Annotated in this window: 20 protein-coding genes, 3 rRNA genes and 1 riboswitch; all 23 genes read left to right on the forward strand. The window is 50.4% G+C overall.

Annotated elements, in window-relative coordinates:
• Window positions 1-63 precede the first annotated feature (63 nt).
• The 23 genes from BBI15_RS04800 to pcrB all read left to right on the forward strand — a co-directional run bounded on the left by BBI15_RS04800 (window position 64) and on the right by pcrB (window position 25,535).
• On the forward strand, window positions 64-1,401 hold the full coding sequence (locus tag BBI15_RS04800) for an NCS2 family permease (RefSeq protein WP_068868562.1): 1,338 nt from the start codon (window positions 64-66) through the stop codon (window positions 1,399-1,401).
• Window positions 1,402-1,923: 522 nt separating this feature from the next.
• A 16S ribosomal RNA gene (locus BBI15_RS04805) occupies window positions 1,924-3,473 on the forward strand.
• A gap of 186 nt (window positions 3,474-3,659) precedes the next feature.
• Window positions 3,660-6,592: ribosomal RNA gene (locus tag BBI15_RS04810) — 23S ribosomal RNA — on the forward strand.
• A gap of 66 nt (window positions 6,593-6,658) precedes the next feature.
• Window positions 6,659-6,774: ribosomal RNA gene (rrf, locus tag BBI15_RS04815) — 5S ribosomal RNA — on the forward strand.
• Together the 16S, 23S and 5S rRNA genes form the textbook arrangement of a ribosomal RNA operon.
• A 170-nt stretch (window positions 6,775-6,944) precedes the next feature.
• Window positions 6,945-7,466, forward strand: coding sequence for a DUF2179 domain-containing protein (locus BBI15_RS04820; RefSeq protein ID WP_068872515.1), 522 nt, complete (start codon window positions 6,945-6,947; stop codon window positions 7,464-7,466).
• Complete coding sequence (locus tag BBI15_RS04825; protein WP_068868563.1) at window positions 7,463-7,651, forward strand: NETI motif-containing protein; 189 nt, start codon at window positions 7,463-7,465, stop codon at window positions 7,649-7,651. The genes BBI15_RS04820 and BBI15_RS04825 overlap by 4 nt, the downstream gene beginning before the upstream one ends.
• Before the next feature lie 85 nt (window positions 7,652-7,736).
• Window positions 7,737-7,837, forward strand: a riboswitch (purine riboswitch).
• Between the two features lie 136 nt (window positions 7,838-7,973).
• Window positions 7,974-8,462 (forward strand): 5-(carboxyamino)imidazole ribonucleotide mutase, encoded by a 489-nt coding sequence (gene purE / locus BBI15_RS04830; protein WP_068868564.1) that lies wholly within the window; start codon window positions 7,974-7,976, stop codon window positions 8,460-8,462.
• Window positions 8,459-9,583, forward strand: a complete 1,125-nt coding sequence (purK, locus tag BBI15_RS04835) for a 5-(carboxyamino)imidazole ribonucleotide synthase (protein WP_068868565.1) — start codon at window positions 8,459-8,461, stop codon at window positions 9,581-9,583. The genes purE and purK overlap by 4 nt, the downstream gene beginning before the upstream one ends.
• 16 nt (window positions 9,584-9,599) lie before the next feature.
• On the forward strand, window positions 9,600-10,895 hold the full coding sequence (gene purB, locus BBI15_RS04840; protein WP_068868566.1) for an adenylosuccinate lyase: 1,296 nt from the start codon (window positions 9,600-9,602) through the stop codon (window positions 10,893-10,895).
• A gap of 16 nt (window positions 10,896-10,911) precedes the next feature.
• A complete protein-coding gene (purC, locus tag BBI15_RS04845) occupies window positions 10,912-11,625 on the forward strand; it encodes a phosphoribosylaminoimidazolesuccinocarboxamide synthase (RefSeq protein WP_068868567.1) in 714 nt (237 codons plus the stop codon).
• Window positions 11,625-11,879 (forward strand): phosphoribosylformylglycinamidine synthase subunit PurS, encoded by a 255-nt coding sequence (gene purS, locus BBI15_RS04850; RefSeq protein WP_068868568.1) that lies wholly within the window; start codon window positions 11,625-11,627, stop codon window positions 11,877-11,879. Before purC ends, purS begins: the two co-directional genes overlap by 1 nt.
• Complete coding sequence (gene purQ / locus BBI15_RS04855) at window positions 11,876-12,559, forward strand: phosphoribosylformylglycinamidine synthase subunit PurQ (RefSeq protein ID WP_068868569.1); 684 nt, start codon at window positions 11,876-11,878, stop codon at window positions 12,557-12,559. The genes purS and purQ overlap by 4 nt, the downstream gene beginning before the upstream one ends.
• Window positions 12,543-14,768, forward strand: a complete 2,226-nt coding sequence (purL, locus tag BBI15_RS04860) for a phosphoribosylformylglycinamidine synthase subunit PurL (protein WP_068868570.1) — start codon at window positions 12,543-12,545, stop codon at window positions 14,766-14,768. Before purQ ends, purL begins: the two co-directional genes overlap by 17 nt.
• A complete protein-coding gene (purF, locus tag BBI15_RS04865; protein ID WP_068868571.1) occupies window positions 14,744-16,165 on the forward strand; it encodes an amidophosphoribosyltransferase in 1,422 nt (473 codons plus the stop codon). Before purL ends, purF begins: the two co-directional genes overlap by 25 nt.
• A gap of 11 nt (window positions 16,166-16,176) precedes the next feature.
• Window positions 16,177-17,238, forward strand: a complete 1,062-nt coding sequence (gene purM / locus BBI15_RS04870) for a phosphoribosylformylglycinamidine cyclo-ligase (protein WP_068868572.1) — start codon at window positions 16,177-16,179, stop codon at window positions 17,236-17,238.
• Window positions 17,228-17,812 (forward strand): phosphoribosylglycinamide formyltransferase, encoded by a 585-nt coding sequence (gene purN / locus BBI15_RS04875; RefSeq protein ID WP_068868573.1) that lies wholly within the window; start codon window positions 17,228-17,230, stop codon window positions 17,810-17,812. Before purM ends, purN begins: the two co-directional genes overlap by 11 nt.
• 11 nt (window positions 17,813-17,823) lie before the next feature.
• Window positions 17,824-19,359 carry a bifunctional phosphoribosylaminoimidazolecarboxamide formyltransferase/IMP cyclohydrolase gene (gene purH / locus BBI15_RS04880; RefSeq protein WP_068868574.1) on the forward strand — a complete coding sequence of 512 codons (1,536 nt, stop codon included), beginning with the start codon at window positions 17,824-17,826 and terminating at the stop codon, window positions 19,357-19,359.
• Window positions 19,360-19,375: 16 nt separating this feature from the next.
• Window positions 19,376-20,626, forward strand: a complete 1,251-nt coding sequence (gene purD, locus BBI15_RS04885; protein ID WP_068868575.1) for a phosphoribosylamine--glycine ligase — start codon at window positions 19,376-19,378, stop codon at window positions 20,624-20,626.
• 190 nt (window positions 20,627-20,816) lie between these two features.
• Entirely contained in the window at window positions 20,817-21,407 is a 591-nt protein-coding gene (locus tag BBI15_RS04890; RefSeq protein WP_068868576.1) for a GNAT family N-acetyltransferase, read from the forward strand.
• A gap of 146 nt (window positions 21,408-21,553) precedes the next feature.
• The gene (locus tag BBI15_RS04895) at window positions 21,554-23,293 is read left to right on the forward strand and encodes an adenine deaminase C-terminal domain-containing protein (RefSeq protein WP_068868577.1); all 1,740 of its coding nucleotides are present in this window, start codon (window positions 21,554-21,556) and stop codon (window positions 23,291-23,293) included.
• Window positions 23,290-24,339: a DUF3048 domain-containing protein gene (locus BBI15_RS04900; RefSeq protein ID WP_068868578.1), complete on the forward strand. Its 1,050-nt coding sequence runs from the start codon at window positions 23,290-23,292 to the stop codon at window positions 24,337-24,339. Before BBI15_RS04895 ends, BBI15_RS04900 begins: the two co-directional genes overlap by 4 nt.
• A gap of 43 nt (window positions 24,340-24,382) precedes the next feature.
• Complete coding sequence (locus tag BBI15_RS04905; protein WP_068872516.1) at window positions 24,383-24,703, forward strand: YerC/YecD family TrpR-related protein; 321 nt, start codon at window positions 24,383-24,385, stop codon at window positions 24,701-24,703.
• A 130-nt stretch (window positions 24,704-24,833) separates the two neighbouring features.
• Window positions 24,834-25,535 (forward strand): heptaprenylglyceryl phosphate synthase, encoded by a 702-nt coding sequence (gene pcrB, locus BBI15_RS04910; RefSeq protein WP_068868579.1) that lies wholly within the window; start codon window positions 24,834-24,836, stop codon window positions 25,533-25,535.
• Window positions 25,536-25,548: the final 13 nt, after the last annotated feature.

Raw genomic sequence — 25,548 nt, forward strand, 5'->3', positions numbered from 1 at the left:
TACGGCAAATCGCTGTATGCGTTTTTTCGTAGACTTATACAAAAGCGTACGGAGGAATTATGCATGAAGAAGTATTTTCAATTTGAAGAACTGGGAACGAACTATCGTCAGGAATTTATCGGCGGTTTAACCACCTTTTTGGCGATGGCTTATATCTTGGTCGTCAACCCGCTAACACTCACGATGGACTCGATTCCCGATTTGGATCCAGCCCTTCGCATGGATTACGGAGCAGTATTTATGGCCACGGCTTTAGCAGCCGCTATCGGCAGCCTATTGATGGGAATCGTCGCTAAATACCCGCTTGCTTTAGCACCGGGGATGGGGCTCAACGCTTTCTTCTCCTACACAGTTGTGCTTACGTACGGAGTGCCTTGGCAAACTGCATTGACTGGTGTATTGGTTTCAGGATTGATTTTCATTCTGCTTACTTTGACGGGCATCCGTGAAACGATCATCAACGCCATCCCGGCTCAGCTGAAATATGCAGTCGGCGCCGGCATCGGGCTTTATATCACGTTTATTGGTTTGCAGAATGCCGGGATCGTTGTAGGCAATCCCGACACGCTTGTTGGGCTTGGCGATTTGACGGACGGTTCAGCTTTGCTCGCGATATTCGGTTTGTTCATCACTGTCATCATGATGGTGCGTGGCGTGAAGGGCGGGATATTCTTTGGCATCTTAATTGCTGCAGTGGTCGGGATGATCTTCCAAGTCGTCAGCTTGCCGACGGCAGTGATCGATTTGAATGTTCCAAGTCTTGCGCCGACATTCGGTGTGGCGCTTGAACCAATCTTCAATGATCCTGGTTCATTGATGACCATTCAATTTCTTGTCATCGTCCTGACATTTTTGTTTGTTGACTTTTTTGACACTGCGGGAACTTTGGTGGCGGTAGCGAATCAAGCCGGCTTGATGAAAGATAACAAATTGCCTCGCGCAGGCAAAGCTTTGCTTTCAGATTCCATTGCGACAGTGAGCGGAGCGATCTTCGGAACATCGACAACGACCTCATACATTGAGTCGACGTCTGGTGTAGCTGCTGGAGCGCGTTCCGGTTTTGCTTCTGTAGTGACGGGCATCCTATTCTTGGTTGCGATTCTTTTTTACCCGTTGCTATCGGTGATTACTAGCGCAGTCACAGCCCCAGCGTTGATCATCGTGGGAGTCCTGATGGTTTCGGCGCTTGGCCAGATTGAATGGGGCAAGTTTGAAATCGCTGTTCCAGCATTTCTTACAATGATTGCGATGCCGCTCGGTTATAGTATCGCTACCGGCATCGCGATCGGATTCATTTTCTATCCCATTACAATGATGGTCGCGGGAAGAAGAAAAGAAATCCATCCGATCATGTATGGACTGTTTGTTATCTTTGTTTTGTATTTTATATTTCTTGCTTAAAGAGGAGCTGTCGACTTACGTCGGCGGCTTTTTTTATGTCTATAAAAAATCTTTTACTATATAGTAGAAAACCTATTAAAATGAACTGGTAATGAGTGGTTCATTTTTGATTATCTTTCTATGATGGATACTTCGTTATTAACAATTGGAGAAGGAGGGAAGTATTTGTATGAAAGGAAGCGAACTCCTTTCAAAACTGTAATAATTTTTTGGTTGAATATTAAGAATATTGCGTTATAATAAGGGGAGTAAAAGTTTCTCGGAAAAGCTTGACGGTTTTTTTCTAGCGTGCTATATTAGTCAAGTCGCCAAGAGAGGCGCACAACATGAACCTTGAAAACTGAACAGCAAAACGTCAACGAATATGTTTCGAGCGCTTAGCGCGAGAAACCATATTTGCGAGAGTCGCCCTTGGGCGATCGGAGCAAAAGAACTACTGATCAGCGTATGCAGATCAAAGCGAATCGCGCGTCTTTCGAGACGGCGATGCGCCAGCAACTATTGAGCAATCAATACTACTCTATAATGGAGAGTTTGATCCTGGCTCAGGACGAACGCTGGCGGCGTGCCTAATACATGCAAGTCGAGCGGAACCATTGGAGCTTGCTCCTTTGGTTTAGCGGCGGACGGGTGAGTAACACGTGGGCAACCTGCCCTGCAGATCGGGATAACTCCGGGAAACCGGTGCTAATACCGAATAGTTTGCGGCCTCTCATGAGGCTGTACGGAAAGACGGTTTCGGCTGTCACTGCAGGATGGGCCCGCGGCGCATTAGCTAGTTGGTGGGGTAACGGCCCACCAAGGCGACGATGCGTAGCCGACCTGAGAGGGTGATCGGCCACACTGGGACTGAGACACGGCCCAGACTCCTACGGGAGGCAGCAGTAGGGAATCTTCCGCAATGGACGAAAGTCTGACGGAGCAACGCCGCGTGAGTGAAGAAGGTTTTCGGATCGTAAAACTCTGTTGTGAGGGAAGAACAAGTACCAAGTAACTACTGGTACCTTGACGGTACCTCACCAGAAAGCCACGGCTAACTACGTGCCAGCAGCCGCGGTAATACGTAGGTGGCAAGCGTTGTCCGGAATTATTGGGCGTAAAGCGCGCGCAGGCGGTCCTTTAAGTCTGATGTGAAAGCCCACGGCTCAACCGTGGAGGGTCATTGGAAACTGGGGGACTTGAGTGCAGAAGAGGAAAGTGGAATTCCACGTGTAGCGGTGAAATGCGTAGAGATGTGGAGGAACACCAGTGGCGAAGGCGACTTTCTGGTCTGTAACTGACGCTGAGGCGCGAAAGCGTGGGGAGCAAACAGGATTAGATACCCTGGTAGTCCACGCCGTAAACGATGAGTGCTAAGTGTTAGGGGGTTTCCGCCCCTTAGTGCTGCAGCTAACGCATTAAGCACTCCGCCTGGGGAGTACGGCCGCAAGGCTGAAACTCAAAGGAATTGACGGGGGCCCGCACAAGCGGTGGAGCATGTGGTTTAATTCGAAGCAACGCGAAGAACCTTACCAGGTCTTGACATCCCGCTGACCGCCTTGGAGACAAGGCTTTCCCTTCGGGGACAGCGGTGACAGGTGGTGCATGGTTGTCGTCAGCTCGTGTCGTGAGATGTTGGGTTAAGTCCCGCAACGAGCGCAACCCTTGATCTTAGTTGCCAGCATTCAGTTGGGCACTCTAAGGTGACTGCCGGTGACAAACCGGAGGAAGGTGGGGATGACGTCAAATCATCATGCCCCTTATGACCTGGGCTACACACGTGCTACAATGGACGGTACAAAGGGTCGCAAACCCGCGAGGGGGAGCCAATCCCAGAAAACCGTTCTCAGTTCGGATTGCAGGCTGCAACTCGCCTGCATGAAGCCGGAATCGCTAGTAATCGCGGATCAGCATGCCGCGGTGAATACGTTCCCGGGCCTTGTACACACCGCCCGTCACACCACGAGAGTTTGTAACACCCGAAGTCGGTGGGGTAACCCTAGTGGAGCCAGCCGCCGAAGGTGGGACAGATGATTGGGGTGAAGTCGTAACAAGGTAGCCGTATCGGAAGGTGCGGCTGGATCACCTCCTTTCTAAGGATAATATCGGAACCGAACTTCGTTCGGGTTGACGTTTTGCGTTCAGTTTTGAAGGTTCACTCCGCAAGGATTGGCTTTCAGACTTGTTCTTTGAAAACTGGATAGATCGACATTGATTAAGAAACAAGCATCAAGTAGCGTGATCGCCTCAAGCGATCAACTTATTGTTTGACCATCAGTGGTTAAGTTAATAAGGGCGCACGGTGGATGCCTTGGCACTAGGAGCCGAAGAAGGACGGCACTAACACCGATATGCCTCGGGGAGCTGTAAGTGAGCTGTGATCCGGGGATTTCCGAATGGGGAAACCCACTGTTCGTAATGGGGCAGTATCCATGTGTGAATTCATAGCACATGAGAAGGCAGACTCAGGGAACTGAAACATCTAAGTACCTGAAGGAAGAGAAAGCAAATGCGATTCCCCAAGTAGCGGCGAGCGAAACGGGAACAGCCCAAACCAGAAGGCTTGCCTTCTGGGGTTGTAGGACACTCTATACGGAGTTACAAAGGAATGGATTAGGCGAAGCGACCTGGAACGGTCCGCGAGACAGGGTAAGAGCCCCGTAGCTGAAAGTGCATTCCCTCCAGAGTGGATCCTGAGTACGGCGGAACACGTGAAATTCCGTCGGAATCCGGGAGGACCATCTCCCAAGGCTAAATACTCCCTAGTGACCGATAGTGAACCAGTACCGTGAGGGAAAGGTGAAAAGCACCCCGGAAGGGGAGTGAAAGAGATCCTGAAACCGTGTGCCTACAAGTAGTTAGAGCCCGTTAATGGGTGATAGCGTGCCTTTTGTAGAATGAACCGGCGAGTTACGATTGCATGCAAGGTTAAGGTGAGAAGCCGGAGCCGCAGCGAAAGCGAGTCTGAACAGGGCGAATGAGTATGCAGTTGTAGACCCGAAACCAGGTGATCTACCCATGTCCAGGGTGAAGGTAAGGTAACACTTACTGGAGGCCCGAACCCACGCACGTTGAAAAGTGCGGGGATGAGGTGTGGGTAGCGGAGAAATTCCAATCGAACCTGGAGATAGCTGGTTCTCTCCGAAATAGCTTTAGGGCTAGCCTCAAGATAGAGAATCCTGGAGGTAGAGCACTGTTTGGACTAGGGGCCCATCCCGGGTTACCGAATTCAGACAAACTCCGAATGCCAGTGATTTATGCTTGGGAGTCAGACTGCGAGTGATAAGATCCGTAGTCAAGAGGGAAACAGCCCAGACCACCAGCTAAGGTCCCCAAATATCCGTTAAGTGGAAAAGGATGTGGCGTTGCTTAGACAACCAGGATGTTGGCTTAGAAGCAGCCATCATTTAAAGAGTGCGTAATAGCTCACTGGTCGAGTGACACTGCGCCGAAAATGTACCGGGGCTAAACGGATTACCGAAGCTGTGGATGGACATCTGAGATGTCCGTGGTAGGAGAGCGTTCTAAGGGCGGTGAAGTCAGACCGGAAGGACTGGTGGAGCGCTTAGAAGTGAGAATGCCGGTATGAGTAACGAAAGACGGGTGAGAATCCCGTCCACCGAATGCCTAAGGTTTCCTGAGGAAGGCTCGTCCGCTCAGGGTTAGTCGGGACCTAAGTCGAGGCCGATAGGCGTAGACGATGGACAACAGGTTGATATTCCTGTACCACCTCCCCGCCGTTTGAGTAATGGGGGGACGCAGAAGGATAGGGTGAGCGTGCCGTTGGTTGTGCACGTCCAAGTTGTGAGATGAGAAACGAGGCAAATCCCGTTTCTGTATACATCAAGCAGTGATGGCAAGAGGTTTAACCTCAGAGTCCCTGATTTCACACTGCCAAGAAAAGCCTCTAGCGAGGCGGGAGGTGCCCGTACCGCAAACCGACACAGGTAGGCGAGAAGAGAATTCTAAGGTGAGCGAGTGAACTCTCGTTAAGGAACTCGGCAAAATGACCCCGTAACTTCGGGAGAAGGGGTGCTCTGGTAGGGTGAATAGCCCGAGAGAGCCGCAGTGAATAGGCCCAGGCGACTGTTTAGCAAAAACACAGGTCTCTGCAAAACCGTAAGGTGACGTATAGGGGCTGACGCCTGCCCGGTGCTGGAAGGTTAAGGGGAGTGCTTAGCGCAAGCGAAGGTGCGAACCGAAGCCCCAGTAAACGGCGGCCGTAACTATAACGGTCCTAAGGTAGCGAAATTCCTTGTCGGGTAAGTTCCGACCCGCACGAAAGGCGTAACGATCTGGGCACTGTCTCAACGAGAGACTCGGTGAAATTATAGTACCTGTGAAGATGCAGGTTACCCGCGACAGGACGGAAAGACCCCGTGGAGCTTTACTGTAGCCTGATATTGAATTTTGGTGCAACTTGTACAGGATAGGTAGGAGCCAGAGAACCCGGAGCGCCAGCTTCGGGGGAGGCGTCGGTGGGATACTACCCTGGTTGTATTGAACTTCTAACCCACAAGCCTAAGCGGCTTGGGAGACAGTGTCAGGCGGGCAGTTTGACTGGGGCGGTCGCCTCCTAAAGAGTAACGGAGGCGCTCAAAGGTTCCCTCAGAATGGTTGGAAATCATTCGCAGAGTGTAAAGGCACAAGGGAGCTTGACTGCGAGACGGACAGGTCGAGCAGGGTCGAAAGACGGACTTAGTGATCCGGTGGTTCCGCATGGAAGGGCCATCGCTCAACGGATAAAAGCTACCCCGGGGATAACAGGCTTATCTCCCCCAAGAGTCCACATCGACGGGGAGGTTTGGCACCTCGATGTCGGCTCATCGCATCCTGGGGCTGTAGTCGGTCCCAAGGGTTGGGCTGTTCGCCCATTAAAGCGGTACGCGAGCTGGGTTCAGAACGTCGTGAGACAGTTCGGTCCCTATCCGTCGCGGGCGCAGGAAATTTGAGAGGAGCTGTCCTTAGTACGAGAGGACCGGGATGGACACACCGCTGGTGTACCAGTTGTTCTGCCAAGAGCATCGCTGGGTAGCTATGTGTGGCCGGGATAAGTGCTGAAAGCATCTAAGCACGAAGCCCCCCTCAAGATGAGATTTCCCATTGCGCAAGCAAGTAAGATCCCTCAAAGACGATGAGGTAGATAGGTTCGGGGTGGAAGCGTGGCGACACGTGCAGCTGACGAATACTAATCGATCGAGGACTTAACCAACAAACTGAAACGCACGTTTCCCACAATGTCGATTTATCCAGTTTTGAGCGAACAAGCTCAAAAAAGTCCAGTGATGATGGCAAAGAGGCCACACCCGTTCCCATCCCGAACACGGAAGTTAAGCTCTTTTGCGCCGATGGTAGTTGGGGGTCTCCCCCTGTGAGAGTAGGACGTCGCTGGGCAAGCAGCAAAGCCGTTACCGGTTCAATCCGGTAGCGGCTTTTTCTTTGGTAAATTTTATATTTCCCCTGAAACAAGGTCTATTCCCTCTTGCATTCATACTTTGATTGACCTAATATGAAATTTAATTGCAAAGGAAAGGGTGCAGAAATTGGATATTAATCCGTGGTTAATGGTTCTAATAATATTTTCAATCAATATAGTCTATGTGACTTTCTTTACTGTCCGGATGATTATGACGCTTAAAGGTTTCCGGTATCTAGCAGCGCTTGTCAGTATGATTGAAGTAGTTATTTATATAGTAGGGCTTGGGCTGGTATTGGATAACCTGGATCAGATCCAGAACTTGATCGCTTATGCGATTGGCTATGGCTCAGGCGTCGTCATTGGTTCTAAAATAGAGGAGAAAATGGCTCTTGGATATATAACGGTTAATGTTATAAGTAACGATGAAAGTGATTATCTCCCACGGAAGTTGCGTGAACAAGGTTACGGTGTAACAGATTGGGATGCGAACGGCAGAGATGGAGGCAGACAGGCTATGCAAATCTTGACTCCGCGAAAAATGGAATTGAAATTATATAAGACGATTCAAGAGATGGATCCTAAAGCGTTTATTATTGCTTATGAACCGAAAACGATCCATGGGGGATTCTGGGTGAAACAAGTAAAAAGAGGTAGGTTATTTAAATGAGCAAAAAGACTATTTGGTTCGAAGTGCAGGAACACGAGACGATGGAAGACTGCCTGAATCGAATGCAAAAAGAAGGTTATATAGCTGTCGGGCGTAAAGAAGAACCTTTATTCGAAGAAATTAATGGAGAACCGGTGCCAGTGCGCCAAATTATTAAGTTTAAAGGGAATAAAATTGAAAAATAGAAGATGATGGGTAAAAAACACGAACGTTAAAAGATCTTTTTTGTTTATCGTTCGACTTTATCATTGACGCATATGATCCATCTTGTTATGATTAATAAGGAAACCCCATATATGCAGAAGAATTGGCTTCTGCGTCTCTACCAGGACACCGTAAATGTCCGGACTATGCGGGAAAGCAACTTATGGTACTTGTAACGGAGGATGTGCTTTTTTATGCCATCATTTAATATTTCGTTGAATCAAAGTCCTTAAGTAAACTGCTTTTCACGTCATGTGAGCAGTTTATTTGAGGGCTTTTTACATTTGAAAGAGAGGTTATTGAATGAATCCGCGAATCGGCATTATTATGGGAAGCTCAAGTGATTGGGAAACAATGAAACATGCTTGCGACGTTCTGGATGAGTTGGAGATCAGCTATGAGAAAAAAGTGGTTTCAGCACATCGGACACCGGATTTAATGTTCAGTTATGCAGAAGAAGCTCGCGGTAAAGGTTTGCATGTGATCATTGCGGGAGCTGGCGGTGCTGCTCACCTGCCAGGAATGGTTGCAGCCAAAACAACATTGCCGGTCATCGGCGTGCCAGTGCAATCGAAGGCATTGAACGGGCTGGATTCGTTATTGTCAATCGTTCAGATGCCTGGCGGTGTGCCTGTTGCAACTGTTGCCATCGGAAAAGCGGGCGCGATCAATGCGGGGCTCTTAGCTGCGCAAATTCTTGGAACAGTGGATAATGAAGTAGCGCAAGCTTTGGAAGACAGACGCAAACATACTGCGCAAACCGTTTTGGAAAGTTCAGGTGATTTGGTATGACGAGAACGATTTTACCTGGACAAACAATCGGCATCATCGGTGGAGGGCAATTAGGCCGCATGATGGCGTTGGCTGCAAAGGAAGCGGGTTTTAAAATTGCGGTTTTAGATCCGGGTATGGATTCCCCAACCGGGCAAGTCGCAGATATCCAGATCGTGGCCCCGTTCAATGATTCGGAAGCATTGGAAGAATTGGCAGAAGTAAGTGATGTCATCACCTATGAGTTTGAAAACATCGACGTGGAGGGGCTCCGTCACCTGACTGAAATCGCTTATGTGCCTCAAGGCGCTGAGTTGATCGGTGTTACGCAAAACCGGATTTTCGAGAAGCAGGCGATTCGCAAAGCAGGCGTGCCGGTAGCGGATTATATAGAAGCTTCTACGTTTGCCGAGTTGAACGAGCGCATCGACGTTTTGAATTATCCATTTGTTGTCAAAACCGCAAGAGGCGGATATGACGGCAAAGGCCAACAAATTGTCGAGAATGCGGATCAGTTAACAGAGGCGGAAGCCCTGTTCCAAAACGGGGATTGCGTGGCAGAAGCGTTTGTCGATTTCACAATGGAAATATCCGTTGTTATCCAACGCAATACATTAGGTGAAACAGCAATATTGCCGATTGGGGAAAATGTCCATAAAAACCATATTCTTCATCAAACGATCGTTCCAGCAAGAGTAAGTGAAGAGACGTTAACAAAAGCGAAACAGGCGGCGGAAGCGATCGCGGAGCATCTACAAATGATTGGAACGCTTGCAGTTGAAATGTTCGTGTTGCCAGATGGGGAGATCCTGGTCAACGAATTGGCACCGCGTCCGCATAATTCAGGGCATTATTCAATTGAAGCGACGAATATCTCGCAGTTCCACCAGCATATCCGTGCGATTTGCGGTTGGCCGCTGCGGCAGCCGAAGCTTTGGAATCCGGCTGTCATGATCAATGTGTTGGGTGAGCATGTGGCGCCGCTCACGACGAAAATCGCTCATTACCCGGACTGGTCGATTCATTTATATGGCAAGGACGAAGCCAAACATAAACGCAAGATGGGCCATGTGACCATTTTGACAGAAGATCTGAACCAAACATTAAAAGAAATCGAAGCATCCGGCATTTGGCCGGAATAATTGGAGGATATAGATTATGATCGCACGTTATACACGCCCGGAAATGGGTGCCATTTGGACAGAAGAAAACAAATACCAGGCTTGGTTGGAAGTGGAGATCCTTGCATGTGAAGCTTGGGCTGAAATTGGGGATATCCCGAAAGAGGACGTTGCAAAAATCCGCGAGAATGCTGGGTTTTCAGTCGATCGCATCTTGGAAATCGAAGAAGAGACTCGCCACGATGTGGTGGCTTTCACGCGTGCGGTGTCCGAGACACTTGGGGAAGAGCGCAAATGGGTCCATTACGGGTTAACATCAACGGATGTTGTCGATACGGCACTTTCTTATCTATTGAAACAGGCGAACGAGATCTTGCGTAAGGATTTGACGAACTTCATTGATATTTTAGCGGTGAAAGCGAAAGAACATAAAATGACGGTTATGATGGGCCGTACGCACGGTGTACACGCAGAGCCGACGACATTCGGTTTGAAATTGGCGCTTTGGCACGAGGAAATGAAGCGTAACTTGGAACGTTTTGAAGCGGCAGCGAAATCGATTGAAACAGGAAAAATGTCTGGTGCGGTTGGAACGTATGCGAACATCGATCCTTTTGTTGAAGAATATGTATGCAAAAACTTAGGGATTGCTGCATCACGCATTTCCACACAGACTTTGCAGCGCGACCGCCACGCACAGTATATGAGCACGCTCGCTTTGATCGCATCATCCATCGAGAAATTCGCGACAGAAATCCGCGGCTTGCAAAAGTCCGAAACACGCGAAGTGGAAGAGTTTTTCGCGAAAGGGCAAAAAGGATCATCGGCAATGCCGCATAAACGCAACCCGATCGGTTCTGAAAACATGACGGGCCTTGCGCGTCTTATCCGCGGCTATATGATGACGGCTTATGAGAACGTATCGTTGTGGCACGAGCGCGACATCTCGCATTCATCCGCTGAACGCGTCATCTTGCCGGATGCAACGATTGCATTGAACTATATGCTCAACCGTTTCGGCAATATCGTCAAGAACTTGACGGTGTTCCCGGAGAATATGAAGCGCAATATGGATTCTACATTGGGTCTTATCTATTCACAGCGCGTCTTATTGACATTGATCGATAAAGGCATGGCACGTGAAGCGGCTTATGATACCGTGCAGCCGTGTGCAATGGAAGCTTGGGAAACGCAGACTTCGTTCCGCAAAATCGTCGAAGCGAATGACACGATCACCTCACAGCTGACAAAAGAAGAGCTGGATGATTGCTTTGATTACAACCACCACTTACAGCAAGTCGATATGATCTTCAACCGTCTCGAATTAAATTAAACGGAGGCATCAAATCATGGAAAAAGCTCAGCTATTGTACGAAGGAAAAGCGAAGCGCCTGTATAAAACAGACGAGCAAGGCATTCTTTGGGTAGAATACAAAGATTCCGCCACAGCGTTCAACGGAGAGAAGAAAGAAGAGATTTCAGGTAAAGGGCGCTTGAACAATCAAATCACCACTTTGCTGTTTGAGAAATTAAAAGAAGCTGGGATCGCTTCCCATTTTGTGAAGCAGCTGTCTGAAAGCGAGCAATTGGTGCGCGAAGTGAGCATCGTACCGATCGAAGTCGTCGTCCGCAATATCGTTGCGGGAAGCATGGCGAAACGCCTTGGCATCGAAGAAGGCAATGCGATCGAAAAGCCGGTCGTCGAGTTTTACTTGAAAGACGATGAGCTGGGCGATCCGTTGATCACGGATGATCATGTCGCCATGCTCGAACTTGCGACGGAACAGGAAGTCGCTGTACTGAAAGACAAAGCGCGGAAGATCAATGATGTGTTGATCGGCTTTTTCCAGGATATTGGTGTAGATTTAGTCGATTTCAAAATTGAATTCGGCCGTGATGAAAACGGGGAAATTCTTTTGGCTGACGAAATTTCACCTGATACATGCAGATTATGGGATAAAGAAACGAAACAAAAACTCGATAAAGACGTATTTCGCCGGAATCTCGGTAACTTGACCGATGCTTATGAACTCATTTTATCTCGACTGGGAGGACAAAACTGATGAAAAAAGTAAAAGTGTATGTGACCTTGCGTGAAAGTGTACTCGACCCACAAGGATCTGCTGTAATGGGATCACTCCATAAAATGGGGTATGAAGAGGTACAGGATGTCCGGATCGGCAAATATTTGGAGCTGGTCATCGGAGACAGTGAACGTGATGTCGATGCTTTGGTCGACGAACTCTGTAACCGGATGCTTGCGAATACGGTGATTGAAGATTACAGGTACGAAATCGAGGAGGTTGTCTCGCAATGAAATTCGCAGTGATTGTTTTCCCAGGGTCGAATTGTGACTTGGATATGTATCATGCCATCAAGGATGAACTCGGTGAAGAAGCGGAATACGTCTGGCATGACACGCACGACTTAAGTGGGTATGACGGCATCTTGCTTCCGGGCGGCTTCTCTTACGGGGATTATCTGCGTGCAGGTGCCATCGCCCGTTTTTCAGGTGTCATGGACGAAGTTCGAAAAGCAGCCGAAGCCGGCAAACCGGTTCTCGGTGTCTGCAACGGATTCCAAATCCTCACTGAAGCAGGGTTGCTTCCAGGCATGTTGATGCGCAATAAAGATTTGAAATTCACTTGCCGCACAGTCAGCTTGAAAGTAGAGAACGCCCATACTTTGTTTACGAATGAATACAAAGAAGGCGAAGAAATCCGCATCCCGGTCGCACACGGGGAAGGCAATTATTACTGCGACGATGCGACCTACCAGCATTTGAAAGATAATAACCAAATCGTTTTCACATATGCCGAAGATTTCAACGGCAGCCGCAACAATATTGCGGGCATCATCAACGACCGCGGAAATGTGCTCGGCATGATGCCGCATCCGGAACGCGCCGTGTCCGACTTGATCGGTGGAACCGACGGCTTGCCATTATTCAGATCAATTGTCAAACAGTGGAGGGAATCACATGTCAGTCACGCTTGAGCCGAACACACAGCAGATTAAAGAGCAGAAAATCTACCAGCAGATGGGCTTGTCAGACGCTGAATTCAAAATGGTGGAAGACATCCTCGGCAGAACGCCGAATTATACGGAGACCGGTTTGTTCTCTGTTATGTGGTCTGAACATTGTTCTTATAAAAACTCCAAGCCGGTATTGTCTAAATTCCCTACCAAAGGCGACCATGTCTTGCAAGGTCCAGGAGAAGGCGCGGGCATCGTCGATATCGGCGACGGCCAGGCAGCTGTATTCAAAATGGAATCCCATAACCACCCTTCGGCTATCGAACCTTACCAAGGCGCAGCGACAGGGGTCGGCGGCATCATCCGCGATGTTTTCTCGATGGGCGCACGTCCGATCGCGCTATTGAACTCGCTGCGCTTTGGCGAACTTGAAACGCCGCGTGTGAAATATCTGTTCGAAGAAGTGGTTGCTGGCATCGCCGGCTACGGCAATTGCATCGGCATCCCGACAGTCGGTGGCGAAGTGCAATTCGATGCTTCTTACGACGGCAACCCACTCGTCAATGCGATGTGCGTCGGCTTGATCGATCATAAGGACATCCAAAAAGGCGTCGCTAAAGGAACCGGCAACCCAGTCATGTACGTCGGCGCAAAAACTGGCCGCGACGGCATCCACGGTGCGACCTTCGCTTCAGAAGAATTGACGGACGCATCCGACGAGAAACGCCCGGCTGTTCAAGTGGGCGATCCGTTCATGGAGAAATTGCTTCTTGAAGCTTGCCTTGAACTCGTGAAATCCGATGCACTGATCGGAATCCAGGACATGGGTGCAGCAGGGCTTACTTCGTCTTCAGCGGAAATGGCGTCCAAAGCCGGATCCGGCATCGAAATGGATTTGGATCACGTCCCGCAGCGCGAAACGGGCATGACGGCTTACGAAATGATGCTGTCGGAATCACAGGAACGCATGCTGATCGTCGTCAAACAAGGACGTGAACCGGAAATCGTCGAGTTGTTCGAAAAATACGGCCTTGATGCCGTGACAGTCGGACGGGTAACGGACGATTCGACTTTGCGCTTGAAGCATAAAGGTGAAATCGTCGCAGAAGTTCCGGTCGATGCACTGGCGGAAGATGCGCCGGTCTATCATCAGAAATCGAACGTTCCTGAATATTACCGTGAATTCCAAAGCTTGCCGAACGAAGAGCCAAAAGTGGAAGATCATCAGGCGGCATTGCTTTCACTCTTGCAGCAGCCGACGATCGCTTCAAAAGAATGGGTTTATAACCAATACGATCACCAAGTACGCACCAGCACAGTCGTATCTCCAGGTTCTGATGCAGCGGTCATCCGTGTACGCGGCACGAACAAAGGGCTCGCGATGACGACGGATTGCAATTCACGCTATATCTACTTGGATCCGGAAACAGGCGGCAAGATCGCTGTTGCGGAAGCGGCGAGAAATGTCGTCGTCTCAGGCGGGCGCCCGCTTGCGATCACGGATTGCCTGAACTTCGGGAATCCGGAAAAGCCGGAGATTTTCTGGCAGCTCGAAAAAGCGGCGGATGGCATGTCTGCAGCTTGTCTTCAATTGAATGCCCCGGTAATCGGCGGAAACGTCTCTTTATATAATGAAACAAGCGGCACTGCAATTTATCCGACACCGACGATCGGGCTTGTCGGGCTGGTCGAAGACTTGAAGCATGTGACGACACAAGATGCCAAGAAACAAGGCGATTTCGTTTATCTTGTCGGCGGCACCATGACAGAGTTCGGCGGCAGCGAATTGCAGAAGATGGTAGAAGGCCGCATTTTCGGTAAAGCACCATCTATCGATTTGGACGTCGAAGCACAGCGCCAATCGCAGATTCTTTCAGCGATTCAGCAAGGCTTGGTCCAATCCGCTCACGATACGGCAGAAGGCGGCGTGGCAGTGGCCTTGGCTGAGAAAACATTCGGTAACGGGCTTGGTGTCGAAGTGACATTGACAGGCTCGAAAACGACAGCGCTCTTCAGCGAAACGCAATCACGCTTTTTGCTCACGGTGTCACCTGAGCAAGCGGAAGCATTCGAGAAAACAGTTACAGATGCACGGAAAATCGGTGAAGTCACGGGTGATCGCATGATCGTCAAAGGGGAAGACGGAGCCGTCTGGATCGATGAATCGGTCGAAACGCTCCGCTCCGCCTGGAAAGGGGCTATACCATGCTTGCTGAAATCAGAGGCTTAAACGAAGAATGCGGGATCTTTGGCATTTGGGGCCACACCAACGCAGCGCAACTCACGTATTATGGGCTTCATGCTTTGCAGCACCGCGGCCAAGAAGGCGCAGGAATCGTTTCGACTGATGGAGAGGCGTTACGGGCATTAAAAGGCGAAGGCATGGTCAGTGAAGTGTTCACTCCAGAGAAATTGGAGCAGATCACCGGCACTGCAGCAATCGGCCATGTCCGCTATGCAACAGCAGGCGGCAGCGGCATCGAAAATGTCCAGCCTTTGCTGTTCAATTCGACAACGGGCAGCCTGGCGATTTCGCATAACGGAAATCTCGTCAACGCGACGCAATTAAAAGGGCATTTGGAGCGTCAAGGCAGCATCTTCCAAACAACATCCGATACGGAAGTGCTCGCACACTTAATCAAGCGCAGCGGTTACGAAAGCTTTGAAGAAAAAGCGAAAAATGCCTTGTCTTTATTGAAAGGCGCATTTGCATGCTTGATCTTGACGGAAGAAGCCATGTTCGTGGCGCTCGACCCGAACGGTTTACGCCCCTTATCCATTGGGAAAATGGGCGATGCTTGGGTGGTCGCTTCTGAAACGTGCGCATTCGATATCGTCGGGGCGGAATTTGCCCATTCGGTCGAACCGGGTGAATTCCTGATCATCAATGACGACGGCATGCGCAAGGAACGTTTTGCATATCCGGAAGAGCGCTCGATCTGCACGATGGAGTATGTCTATTTCTCCCGTCCGGACTCGGATATCGATGGCATCAATATCCACTCGGCGAGAAAACGGCTCGGCAAGCAATTGGCGAAAGAAGTCCACATCGAAGCGGACGTCGTGACGGGTGTACCCGATTCCAGCATTTCCGCAGCGATCGGGTTTTCTGAGCAAAGCGGCATTCCGTATGAACTCGGGTTGATCAAAAACCGTTATGTCGGCCGGACGTTTATCCAGCCTTCACAGGAAATGCGCGAACGCGGCGTTAAGATGAAGCTATCACCTGTGCGCCAAGTCGTTAACGGCAAACGCGTCGTCATGGTCGATGATTCGATCGTCCGCGGCACGACATCCCGCCGCATCGTCGCTTTATTAAAAGAAGCCGGCGCGACGGAAGTTCACGTCGTCATCAGTTCGCCGCCGATCAAAAACCCTTGTTTTTATGGCATTGACATCAGCACATCCGGCGAATTGATCGCCGCCAACAATACAGTGGAAGAAATGCGTGAAATCATCGGTGCCGATTCGCTGACGTTTTTGTCGGTCGATGGCATGGTCCAAAACATCGGGCGCACCGACCCAGGCTCGAAATGCGGCCATTGCTTGGCATGCTTCACTGGCGAATATCCGACCAATATTTACCCGGATACCGTTTTGCCGCATGAAAAAGAAAAAGTGAAATAGGGGGAACCGAAGTGTCTAAAGCGTATGAAAAAGCAGGCGTCAATATCGAAGCGGGCTATGAGGCCGTCAAGCGGATGAAATCCCATGTCGAGCGCACCGCACGCACAGGAATGCTCGGTGCATTCGGCGGATTCGGCGGCATGTTCGATTTGTCCGAGCTGAATTTGAAACAACCGGTTCTCGTCTCCGGAACAGACGGTGTCGGCACGAAGCTGAAACTGGCCTTCATGGCTGATAAGCACGATACGATCGGTGTCGATTGCGTCGCAATGTGCGTCAACGACATCGTCGCACAAGGTGCGGAACCTTTGTTTTTCCTCGATTATATCGCTTGCGGCAAAGCGGTTCCCGAAAAGATCGAACAAATCGTCAAAGGCGTCGCGGATGGGTGCGTAGATGCAGGCGCGGTGTTGATCGGCGGAGAAACGGCTGAAATGCCGGGGCTTTACGATGAGAATGAATACGACATCGCCGGTTTTGCGGTCGGCGCTGCCGAAAAAGCGGATATCGTCACAGGGGAGCGCATCCAAGCGGGAGATGTCTTGGTAGGGATTGCTTCAAGCGGCATCCACTCGAACGGTTATTCGCTCGTGCGCCATATTTTACTCGGCGATGAGCAAGGCTCATTGGACGGGAAAGTGGTCGGCTTTGAAGAGCTCGGCACGCTCGAATCCTTGCTGCTCGAGCCGACGAAAATTTACGCCAAGACGGTGCAGTCGATCCGCAAGCAAGCGGACGTTCACGGCATGGCACATATTACGGGCGGCGGATTTATCGAAAACTTGCCGCGCATGATGCCCGAGGGACTTGGTGTTGAAATCAAGCTTGGCTCCTGGCCGGTGCTTCCGGTGTTCGACCTGTTGAAAGCAAAAGGCGAACTGGCAGACCGTGATTTGTATTCCGTGTTCAATATGGGCATTGGATTTGCGGTGGCCGTTTCTGAAGCGGATGCACAAAAAGCGATCCAGGCAGCAGAAGCGAGTGGAGACAAAGCCTATGTGATCGGTAAAGTGACAGAGATCGAGGGCGTCCAGTTCCGAGGCAGTCAGGACGGGACTTTACATGAAGAATAGAACAAAAATGGCCGTTTTCGCTTCTGGAAACGGCTCTAATTTTCAAGCGCTTTACGAAGCAACTCAAGACGGAAGGCTGGATGCGGACATCGTATTGGTTGTAACCGATAAACCGTCTGCGTTTGTGTTGGAACGGGCGGAGCAGGCAGGAGTTCCGGCGTTTTCGTTTACACCGCGTGAATATGCGTCCAAACAGGCATATGAATCGATGCTGGTGGAAGAATTGGATAAAGCGGGTGTCGAGTGGCTCGTGCTGGCCGGGTTTATGCGGTTGATCGGACCTGCCTTGCTCGAAGCTTATGAAAACCGCATCGTCAATATCCACCCATCGGTACTGCCGGCGTTTCCTGGAAAAGATGCCATCGGCCAGACGCTTGATGCTGGCGCGGAAGAAGCTGGCGTCACGGTGCATTTTGTCGACGAAGGCATGGATACGGGAGCGATCATTGCACAGCGTTCATTCGCTGTAGACGGCGCGGACCGCGAGACAGTCGAACGGAAAATCCATGAAATCGAGCATCAATTATACCCTGAGAGTTTGCAGCAATTATTCAGCCGGCAGCAGTCGGTCTAGGAGGTCCATGAATGAAAAGAAGAGCATTGATGAGCGTATCGGACAAATCCGGCATTTTGGAGTTTGCCCGTGAATTAGTGAAGATGGACGTGGAAATCTTGTCTACAGGAGGCACGCGCAAGCATTTGGAAGACAATGGCGTTCCGACCACAGCAGTCGATGAAGTGACCGGATTCCCTGAAATTTTAGGTGGGCGCGTGAAGACTTTGCATCCGCTGATCCATGGCGGTTTGCTGGCGAAACACGACGACAGCGAACACCAGCAGCAAATGAACGATAACGGCATCGCGCCGATCGAGTTTGTGTGCGTCAATTTATACCCGTTCCGCGAGACGATTTCAAAGCCTGATGTGACAGTTGAGGATGCGATTGAAAATATCGATATCGGCGGCCCGACAATGCTGCGCTCCGCGGCGAAAAACCATGCGTATGTAACGGTTATTGTCGATTCCGGCGATTACGAAGCGGTGCTTACTGAATTGCGCGAGCAGCAAACAACGAGCCCTGAACTGCGCCGGAAACTTGCAGCGAAAGTATTCCGCCATACCGCGGCATATGATGCCTATATTTCCAATTATTTGACTGAACTGACGGAGGAACAGTATCCGGAACAACTGACGCTTACATATGAGTTGTCCCAAGCGCTTCGCTACGGGGAGAACCCTCACCAGAAAGCTGCCTTCTATAAGAGCGCCCTCGGTTCGGATTTCTCAATCGCGCACGCTACGCAATTGCACGGCAAAGAGCTTTCCTATAACAATATCCAAGATGCCAATGCCGCACTTCAGATCATCAAGGAATTCACCATGCCGGCAAGTGTCGCGGTGAAACATATGAACCCGTGCGGCGTCGGTACAGGCGAAACGCTTGCGCAATCTTTCAAAAAAGCCTATGAAGCGGACTCGACTTCCATCTTCGGTGGCATTGTCGCCTTGAACCGTGAAGTCGACCTCGAGACAGCTGAGCAATTGTCGCAGATCTTCCTCGAGATTGTCATCGCGCCTTCGTTTACCAAAGAGGCACTCGAAGAGCTCGGCAAAAAGAAGAACATCCGCTTGTTGACGGTGCCGTTTGAAACGAAACGCCGCGACAAATGGAATACGGTGACCGTTGAAGGCGGACTTCTCGTCCAGGAGCCGGATACATTCGGCTACGGGGATGCAGATATCCGCGTGGTAACGGAAAGACAGCCGACTGAACAAGAACTCGAAGCTTTGAAACTGGGCTGGAGCGTCGTCAAACACGTGAAGTCGAATGCCATCGTCGTATGCGACGGGTCGATGACTTTAGGCGTCGGGGCAGGGCAGATGAACCGCGTCGGGGCAGCTGCCATCGCACTCGAACAGGCAGCGGATAAAGCGCAAGGCGCAGCGATGGCATCGGACGCGTTCTTCCCGATGGCCGATACGGTGGAAGCAGCAGCGAAAGCCGGCATCAAAGCGATCATCCAGCCGGGCGGTTCGAAAAAAGACCAGGAATCGATCGATGCGGCGAATGCGCACGGCATCGCGATGGTCTTTACGGGCGTCCGCCATTTCAAACATTAATCGGGAGGTGCAAGGTATGAACGTATTGGTCATCGGTAAAGGCGGGCGCGAACACGCACTTGCTCATCAATTCGCCATCTCGCCATCGGTCGCACAAGTTTATGTGGCGCCGGGCAATGATGGCATGGAACAAGATGCACAGCTGGTCGACATCAGCGAGACGGATTTTGCTGCTTTGGCGCAGTTTGCCAAGGACAACGACATCGCTTTTACGTTCGTGGGGCCAGAACAACCGCTTTCTGAAGGCATCGTCGATTTCTTTGAAGCGCGTGGTTTGAAGATTTTCGGGCCGAACAAAGCGGCTGCGCGTATCGAAGGCAGCAAGGCATTCGCCAAGGAATTGATGAAAAATTACGATATCCCGACCGCATCTTATGAAAGCTTTTCAGACACTGCGGAAGCTATAGAATACATCAAGCAGCAAGGCGCACCGATCGTCATCAAGGCGGACGGTCTCGCAGCCGGCAAAGGTGTTGTCGTCGCACAAAGTGAACAAGAAGCGATCGATGCGGTGAAGGATATGCTCGACGGCCAGAAATTCGGCGATTCGGGGTCGACCGTTGTCATCGAGGAATTCCTGGACGGCGAGGAATTCTCCTTCATGTCCTTCGTCCAGGACGGCAAGATCTATCCAATGGCCATCTCACAAGACCATAAGCGCGCGTTTGACGGCGATAAGGGGCCGAATACGGGCGGTATGGGCGCATATTCCCCGGTACCGCAGATTTCGGAATCGGTGGTGGATGAGACTTTCGAAAAAATCGTCCGCCCGACGGTAGAAGCGATGAGCAGTGAAGGCACTCCGTTCAATGGCATCTTGTACGCCGGTATCATCCTGACGGCTAGCGGCCCGAAAGTGATCGAATTCAATGCGCGTTTCGGGGACCCGGAAACACAAGTGGTATTGCCGCGTATGAAGACCGATTTCGGCGCATTTATTTCAGCCATCCTGGACGGCCGTGACATGGAACTTGAATGGGACATGCGCCCGGTGCTCGGTGTGGTCATCGCTGCGGACGGCTATCCGGGAACTGTAGAAAAAGGCGCGGTTCTGCCCGATCTCAATGAATTGCAGAGGGTAACCATTACCCATGCCGGAACGAAAAAAGCCGGTGGCCGCTTTACGGCAAACGGCGGGCGTGTGCTGCTTGTTGCAGGAAGCGGGGAGACTTTGGGAGACGCCCAGTCTGCGGTTTACGAAGCACTCGGGAAATTGGCCTGGGACGGTTTCTTTTATCGCACGGATATCGGCTGGCGTGCAATCTAATTGAATCATTGTTATAATAGAATGGCACAATTTCATCGTGAAACTGTGCCATTTATTTATGCGGCGCCTTGCCGCAGAGGATTTTCACAAGCCCACTTTTACCTCTATTATCAAACTCCAATTTTTACCCATCACTACCCCGGAACTAACAAAACCAGCAGGGCATTCAAACTCGGAAGGAGCAAAAATGATGAACTGGTATGAAAAACTGAATCAATATTTCCCGGTGGAGGAAATGAAATCGAAAGAACATATGGATACGTTGCTGAAGGAAAAAGGCAGTGTCTATTACAAAGACGAGGGCCCGTATCATGTCTTGATGTATGCGGAATTCCCAAGCTTCTCGTTTGTCGATTATTTGTTTGTGTCAAAAGAATCACGCGGCATGGGCATCGGCAAGAAAACTTTGCAAATGCTCAAGGATAAAAACAAGCCCATCATTTTGGAAGTGGAACCGGTCGATTACGAAGACTCCGATTCTGAAAAACGCTTGCGTTTCTATGCACGTGAAGGCTTTGAGCACGCCTCATCGATCGGCTATTGCCGACGTTCACTGGCAACTGGCGAAGAGAATGCCATGGAGATCCTTTACTGGGCACCGAATGGTGAAACCGAAGAAGAGATTTTTGAAGCGATGAAGAAAATGTATGAAGACATCCATACGTATAAAGATGAGCATTTCTACGGCGAGTCGTATGACCCGGTTTCCGATGTCTTGACGAGAAAAGAACAAGACCAGCAGGATATCCTGAAACCTTTCAGCGATCCGGTCAATAAATAAGCGGAAATCCACGTCCAAAAGACGTGGATTTTTTATGTCCGATGAAAGGAAAGAGACGAGCATTTTCACGTACTTCCCTGTAAAGAATTGCATAATTATGCTAGTATACGATATATGGATATTGAAAAGAGAGCAGGTGCCTTCGGATGGTAAACCCTTTATGGAGAAATACAGAAATACGGAAACAACTGAAGATCGTGTCGAAAGAATTGTCCCCCGATCTCGTACTGACGAATGCGACATATCTGCACGGGATATTTAAAAAATGGATGAACGGAAATATATGGATAAGTGGAGACCGTATCATCTATGCGGGCCAGGATATGCCGAAAATTGATGACTCGACAGAAGTCGTGGATGTCAGCGGCAAGTGGGTCGTGCCGGGCTATATTGAGCCGCATGTCCATCCCTATCAATTGTACAATCCGCAGCAATTTGCCGATTACGCGGCGCAAGGCGGAACGACAGGGTTCATCTCTGACAACTTGCCATTATTTTTATCATTGGTAAACGAGAAAGCGTTTACATTGCTTGACCGGATGGCGGAGCTGCCGTTCACATTTTACTGGTGGACACGATTCGATTCGCAGACGGAACTTGTCGGTGAAGACCAGAAATTTACGTCCAAAGCAGTCGGCGAATGGCTTGAGCGCCCCGATGTCATCCTTGGCGGGGAATTGACGGGCTGGCCGAAATTATTGGCTGGGGATGACCAGATGCTTTACTGGATCCAAAAAGCGAAAATCAGCCTGAAGAAAATCGAAGGGCATTTCCCGGGAGCTTCCGAGAAGACCTTGGCGCGCATGAAGCTGCTGGGGGCTGACGGGGACCATGAAGCGATGACTGTCGATGAAGTGGAGAAGCGCTTATTGCATGGTTATGGCGTGACGCTGCGCCATTCTTCCATCCGACCGGATTTGCCAAAGCTATTGTCAGGGATCGTCAAGCGTGAATTGAATGTGTTCGATAAACTGATGATGACAACAGACGGTTCGACGCCGGCCTTCCATAAGGATGGCGTAATGGATTTGTGCATACAGATCGCGCTCGATGCCGGAGTACCGGCGATCGATGCCTATATGATGGCTTCGTATAATGTAGCACGCTATTATAACCTGACGAGCTTACACGGATTGATCGCGACCGGACGCTATGCGAATTTGAACATTCTCGATTCGGTCGATAATCCGGTGCCGAGCGGCGTCATTTCAAAAGGGGTCTGGCTCAAGCGGGACGGCGAGAAAACGCGTTCGCTGGACGATGTGGATTGGTCGGTGTTGCCGGAACTGGACCTCGATTTCGAATTGACGGATGACGATTTCCAGTTCTCGATGCCGTTCGGCGTGGAAATGGTCAATGATGTCATCACCAAACCTTACTCGGTGAGTGTCGACACGAACGTTGATCGCTTATCGAAAGAACATGGCGAAAGTTTCCTTATGCTTATCGACCGTCACGGCAAATGGCGTGTCAATACCTTGATCAAAGGATTCGCTCCTGGAGTCGACGGGTTTGCTTCCTCTTATACCAATACCGGGGATGTCGTATTGATCGGCAAAAGCCGCAAAGACATGTGGAAAGCGTTTGAAGAAGTGAAGCGCCTGAAAGGGGGCATCGTCTTGACCGAAGATGGCGAGACGGTTTGTGAATTGCCGCTTCCTATCGGGGGCATCATGTCGGACTTGCAGATGGAACCCTTGATGGAGCAGGAAACGGATTTGAAGAATGCATTGAAAGAGCGCGGCTACGAGCATGGTGACGCTGTCTATACTTTATTGTTCTTGATGGCGACGCATTTGCCATACGTCCGTATCACCCAAAAGGGGATTTATGATGTCATGAACAAAACGATTCTCTTCCCGGCGTTCATGAGGGGCCAGGGATGAAAAAATGGCTGATCTTGCTTGTGTTGCTGATCGTTGCAGCTGGCTTGATATTTTGGCTGATGGGAAGGGAAGATGCTGGGGAACCAGAAACGCCCGAAACTCCACAAGAGCCTGAAGAGACGGAAGTGCCGGAGGAAGTGCTCACCGCTGCCCCGTTCACCGGCATGCAAGGCGACGGCCCTTACGACAGCCGGGCAGTGATGGCGGTTATCAACAACCATCCGGCAGCACGCCCGCAAACAGGATTGGTCGAGGCGGATATGGTGTTTGAAATAATTGCCGAATACAATATCACGCGCTTTCTGGCGCTTTACCAAAGCCAGTTCCCGGTGAATATCGGGCCGGTGCGCAGTGCGCGTGACTATTTCGTCGAACTGGCCGACGCGTACGATGCCTTTTTCGTGACGCATGGCTATAGCCCGGAAGCGAAGCGGTTGCTCGACTCGGGAGTGGTCGATCAGATCAACGGAATGCAGTATGACGGGACATTGTTCAAGCGCTCATTGGATCGTGTGGCGCCTCATAATTCCTATATCACATATGAAAACGTCGAACTGGCAATGGAGATGACCGGCGCTTCAACCAATTACAGCATGAAAGCACCTTATGCTTTCTCTGTACCGGGCAGTAATGATAAACTAGGGGAACAAGCTGCTTCTATAGAAGTAACCTACGGCGGCGATCCGTTGTTTGCGAGCACCTATACCTATGATGCTGGGTCGCAGCTGTACGCGCGGGCATCCGGCGGGGTCGCGACGGCGGATAAGGAAACGTCGCAGCCAATCGAAGTCGCCAATGTGCTGGTCATAGAGACGGCGCATGAAACGATCGATGCCAAAGGCCGCCAGGAGATCGATTTGACTTCCGGCGGGCAGGCATTATTGTTCCGTGAAGGTACCGTGCAGGAAAGTACATGGCGCACAGAAAGCGGCATGCTTGTGCCGGTTGGGAAAAACGGGATAGCCGAATTGACGCAAGGCAAGACCTGGATCCATATCATTCCGGAATCACCGGGAATTGGCCAGGCGGTTCAGTATAGCCCGTAGAAGCGGGATCAATCGAAGAGCAAGGAAAGGACGTTGAATGTGCATGCAAGTGGATAAGATTAGAGGGCCGCAGACCGACCAATTGATCGAAGCGGTGCTGGCATTGGAAAACAAAGAACAAGCCTATCGATTTTTTGATGATTTGTGCACGATCAGTGAAATCCAATCCTTATCGCAGCGCTTTGAAGTAGCCCATATGCTGCGTTTGAAAAAAACCTACGAAAAGATCAAGAACGAGACCGGCGCGAGCACCGCGACCATTTCCCGCGTGCGTCGCTGCTTGAATTACGGCAACGATGCATACGAGGAGATGCTCGATGTGCTTTATCCGGAAGAAAAAACGATGGAGCTACCGAAAGACTGATCAGCGAACCTTGCTGGTCATTTTTTTTATCCGCTGGATCCTTTAATTGCGGATGGGTGGGAACAGAGTGTTGGCCGATCTTTTGTTATAATGGAAAGATGAAAACCAAAGTACAGTTAGGAGAATACATGTGGACTTTCAAACATGGCGGCATGTCTTTAAATTAGACCCTGCGAAAGAGATTTCAGATGGACATTTGGAACGAATTTGCGAATCCGGGACCGATGCCATCTTGATTGGCGGAAGTGATGATGTCACACTCGACAATGTCCTGGAATTGATGGCCCGCGTGCGCCGCTATTCGGTGCCGGTCGCACTCGAAGTGTCGACGGTCGAATCGGTGACGCCGGGCTTCGATTATTATTTTATCCCGACAGTGCTCAACAGCAGCGACCCGAAATGGATCAAAGGGCTCCATCACGAAGCGATCCGCGAATATGGCGAGATCATGGATTGGACGGAGATCGTGCCGGAAGGCTATTGCATCTTGAACCCAGACTGTAAAGCAGCACAATTGACCAGGGCGGACGCTTCCTTGACGGAAGAGGATGTACTTGGATATGCGCGCATGGCGGAGCATTTTTTCAAGCTGCCGGTCTTTTATCTGGAATACAGCGGCAGGTTCGGCGATCTGGAACTTGTAAAAAAAACCGCATCGGTGCTGTCTGAGACACGGCTGTTTTACGGCGGCGGCATCGATTCGGCAGAGCGCGCAAAGGAAATGGCGGCGCTCAGCGATACGGTCGTTGTCGGCAATATCATATATGAAGATTTAAACAAAGCGCTTGCGACCGTCAAGGCAGTTGCGGAAACGGCTGGGCAATCGCTATAATGATAGGAACAAA

Source organism: Planococcus plakortidis, assembly GCF_001687605.2.
Taxonomy (GTDB): domain Bacteria; phylum Bacillota; class Bacilli; order Bacillales_A; family Planococcaceae; genus Planococcus; species Planococcus plakortidis.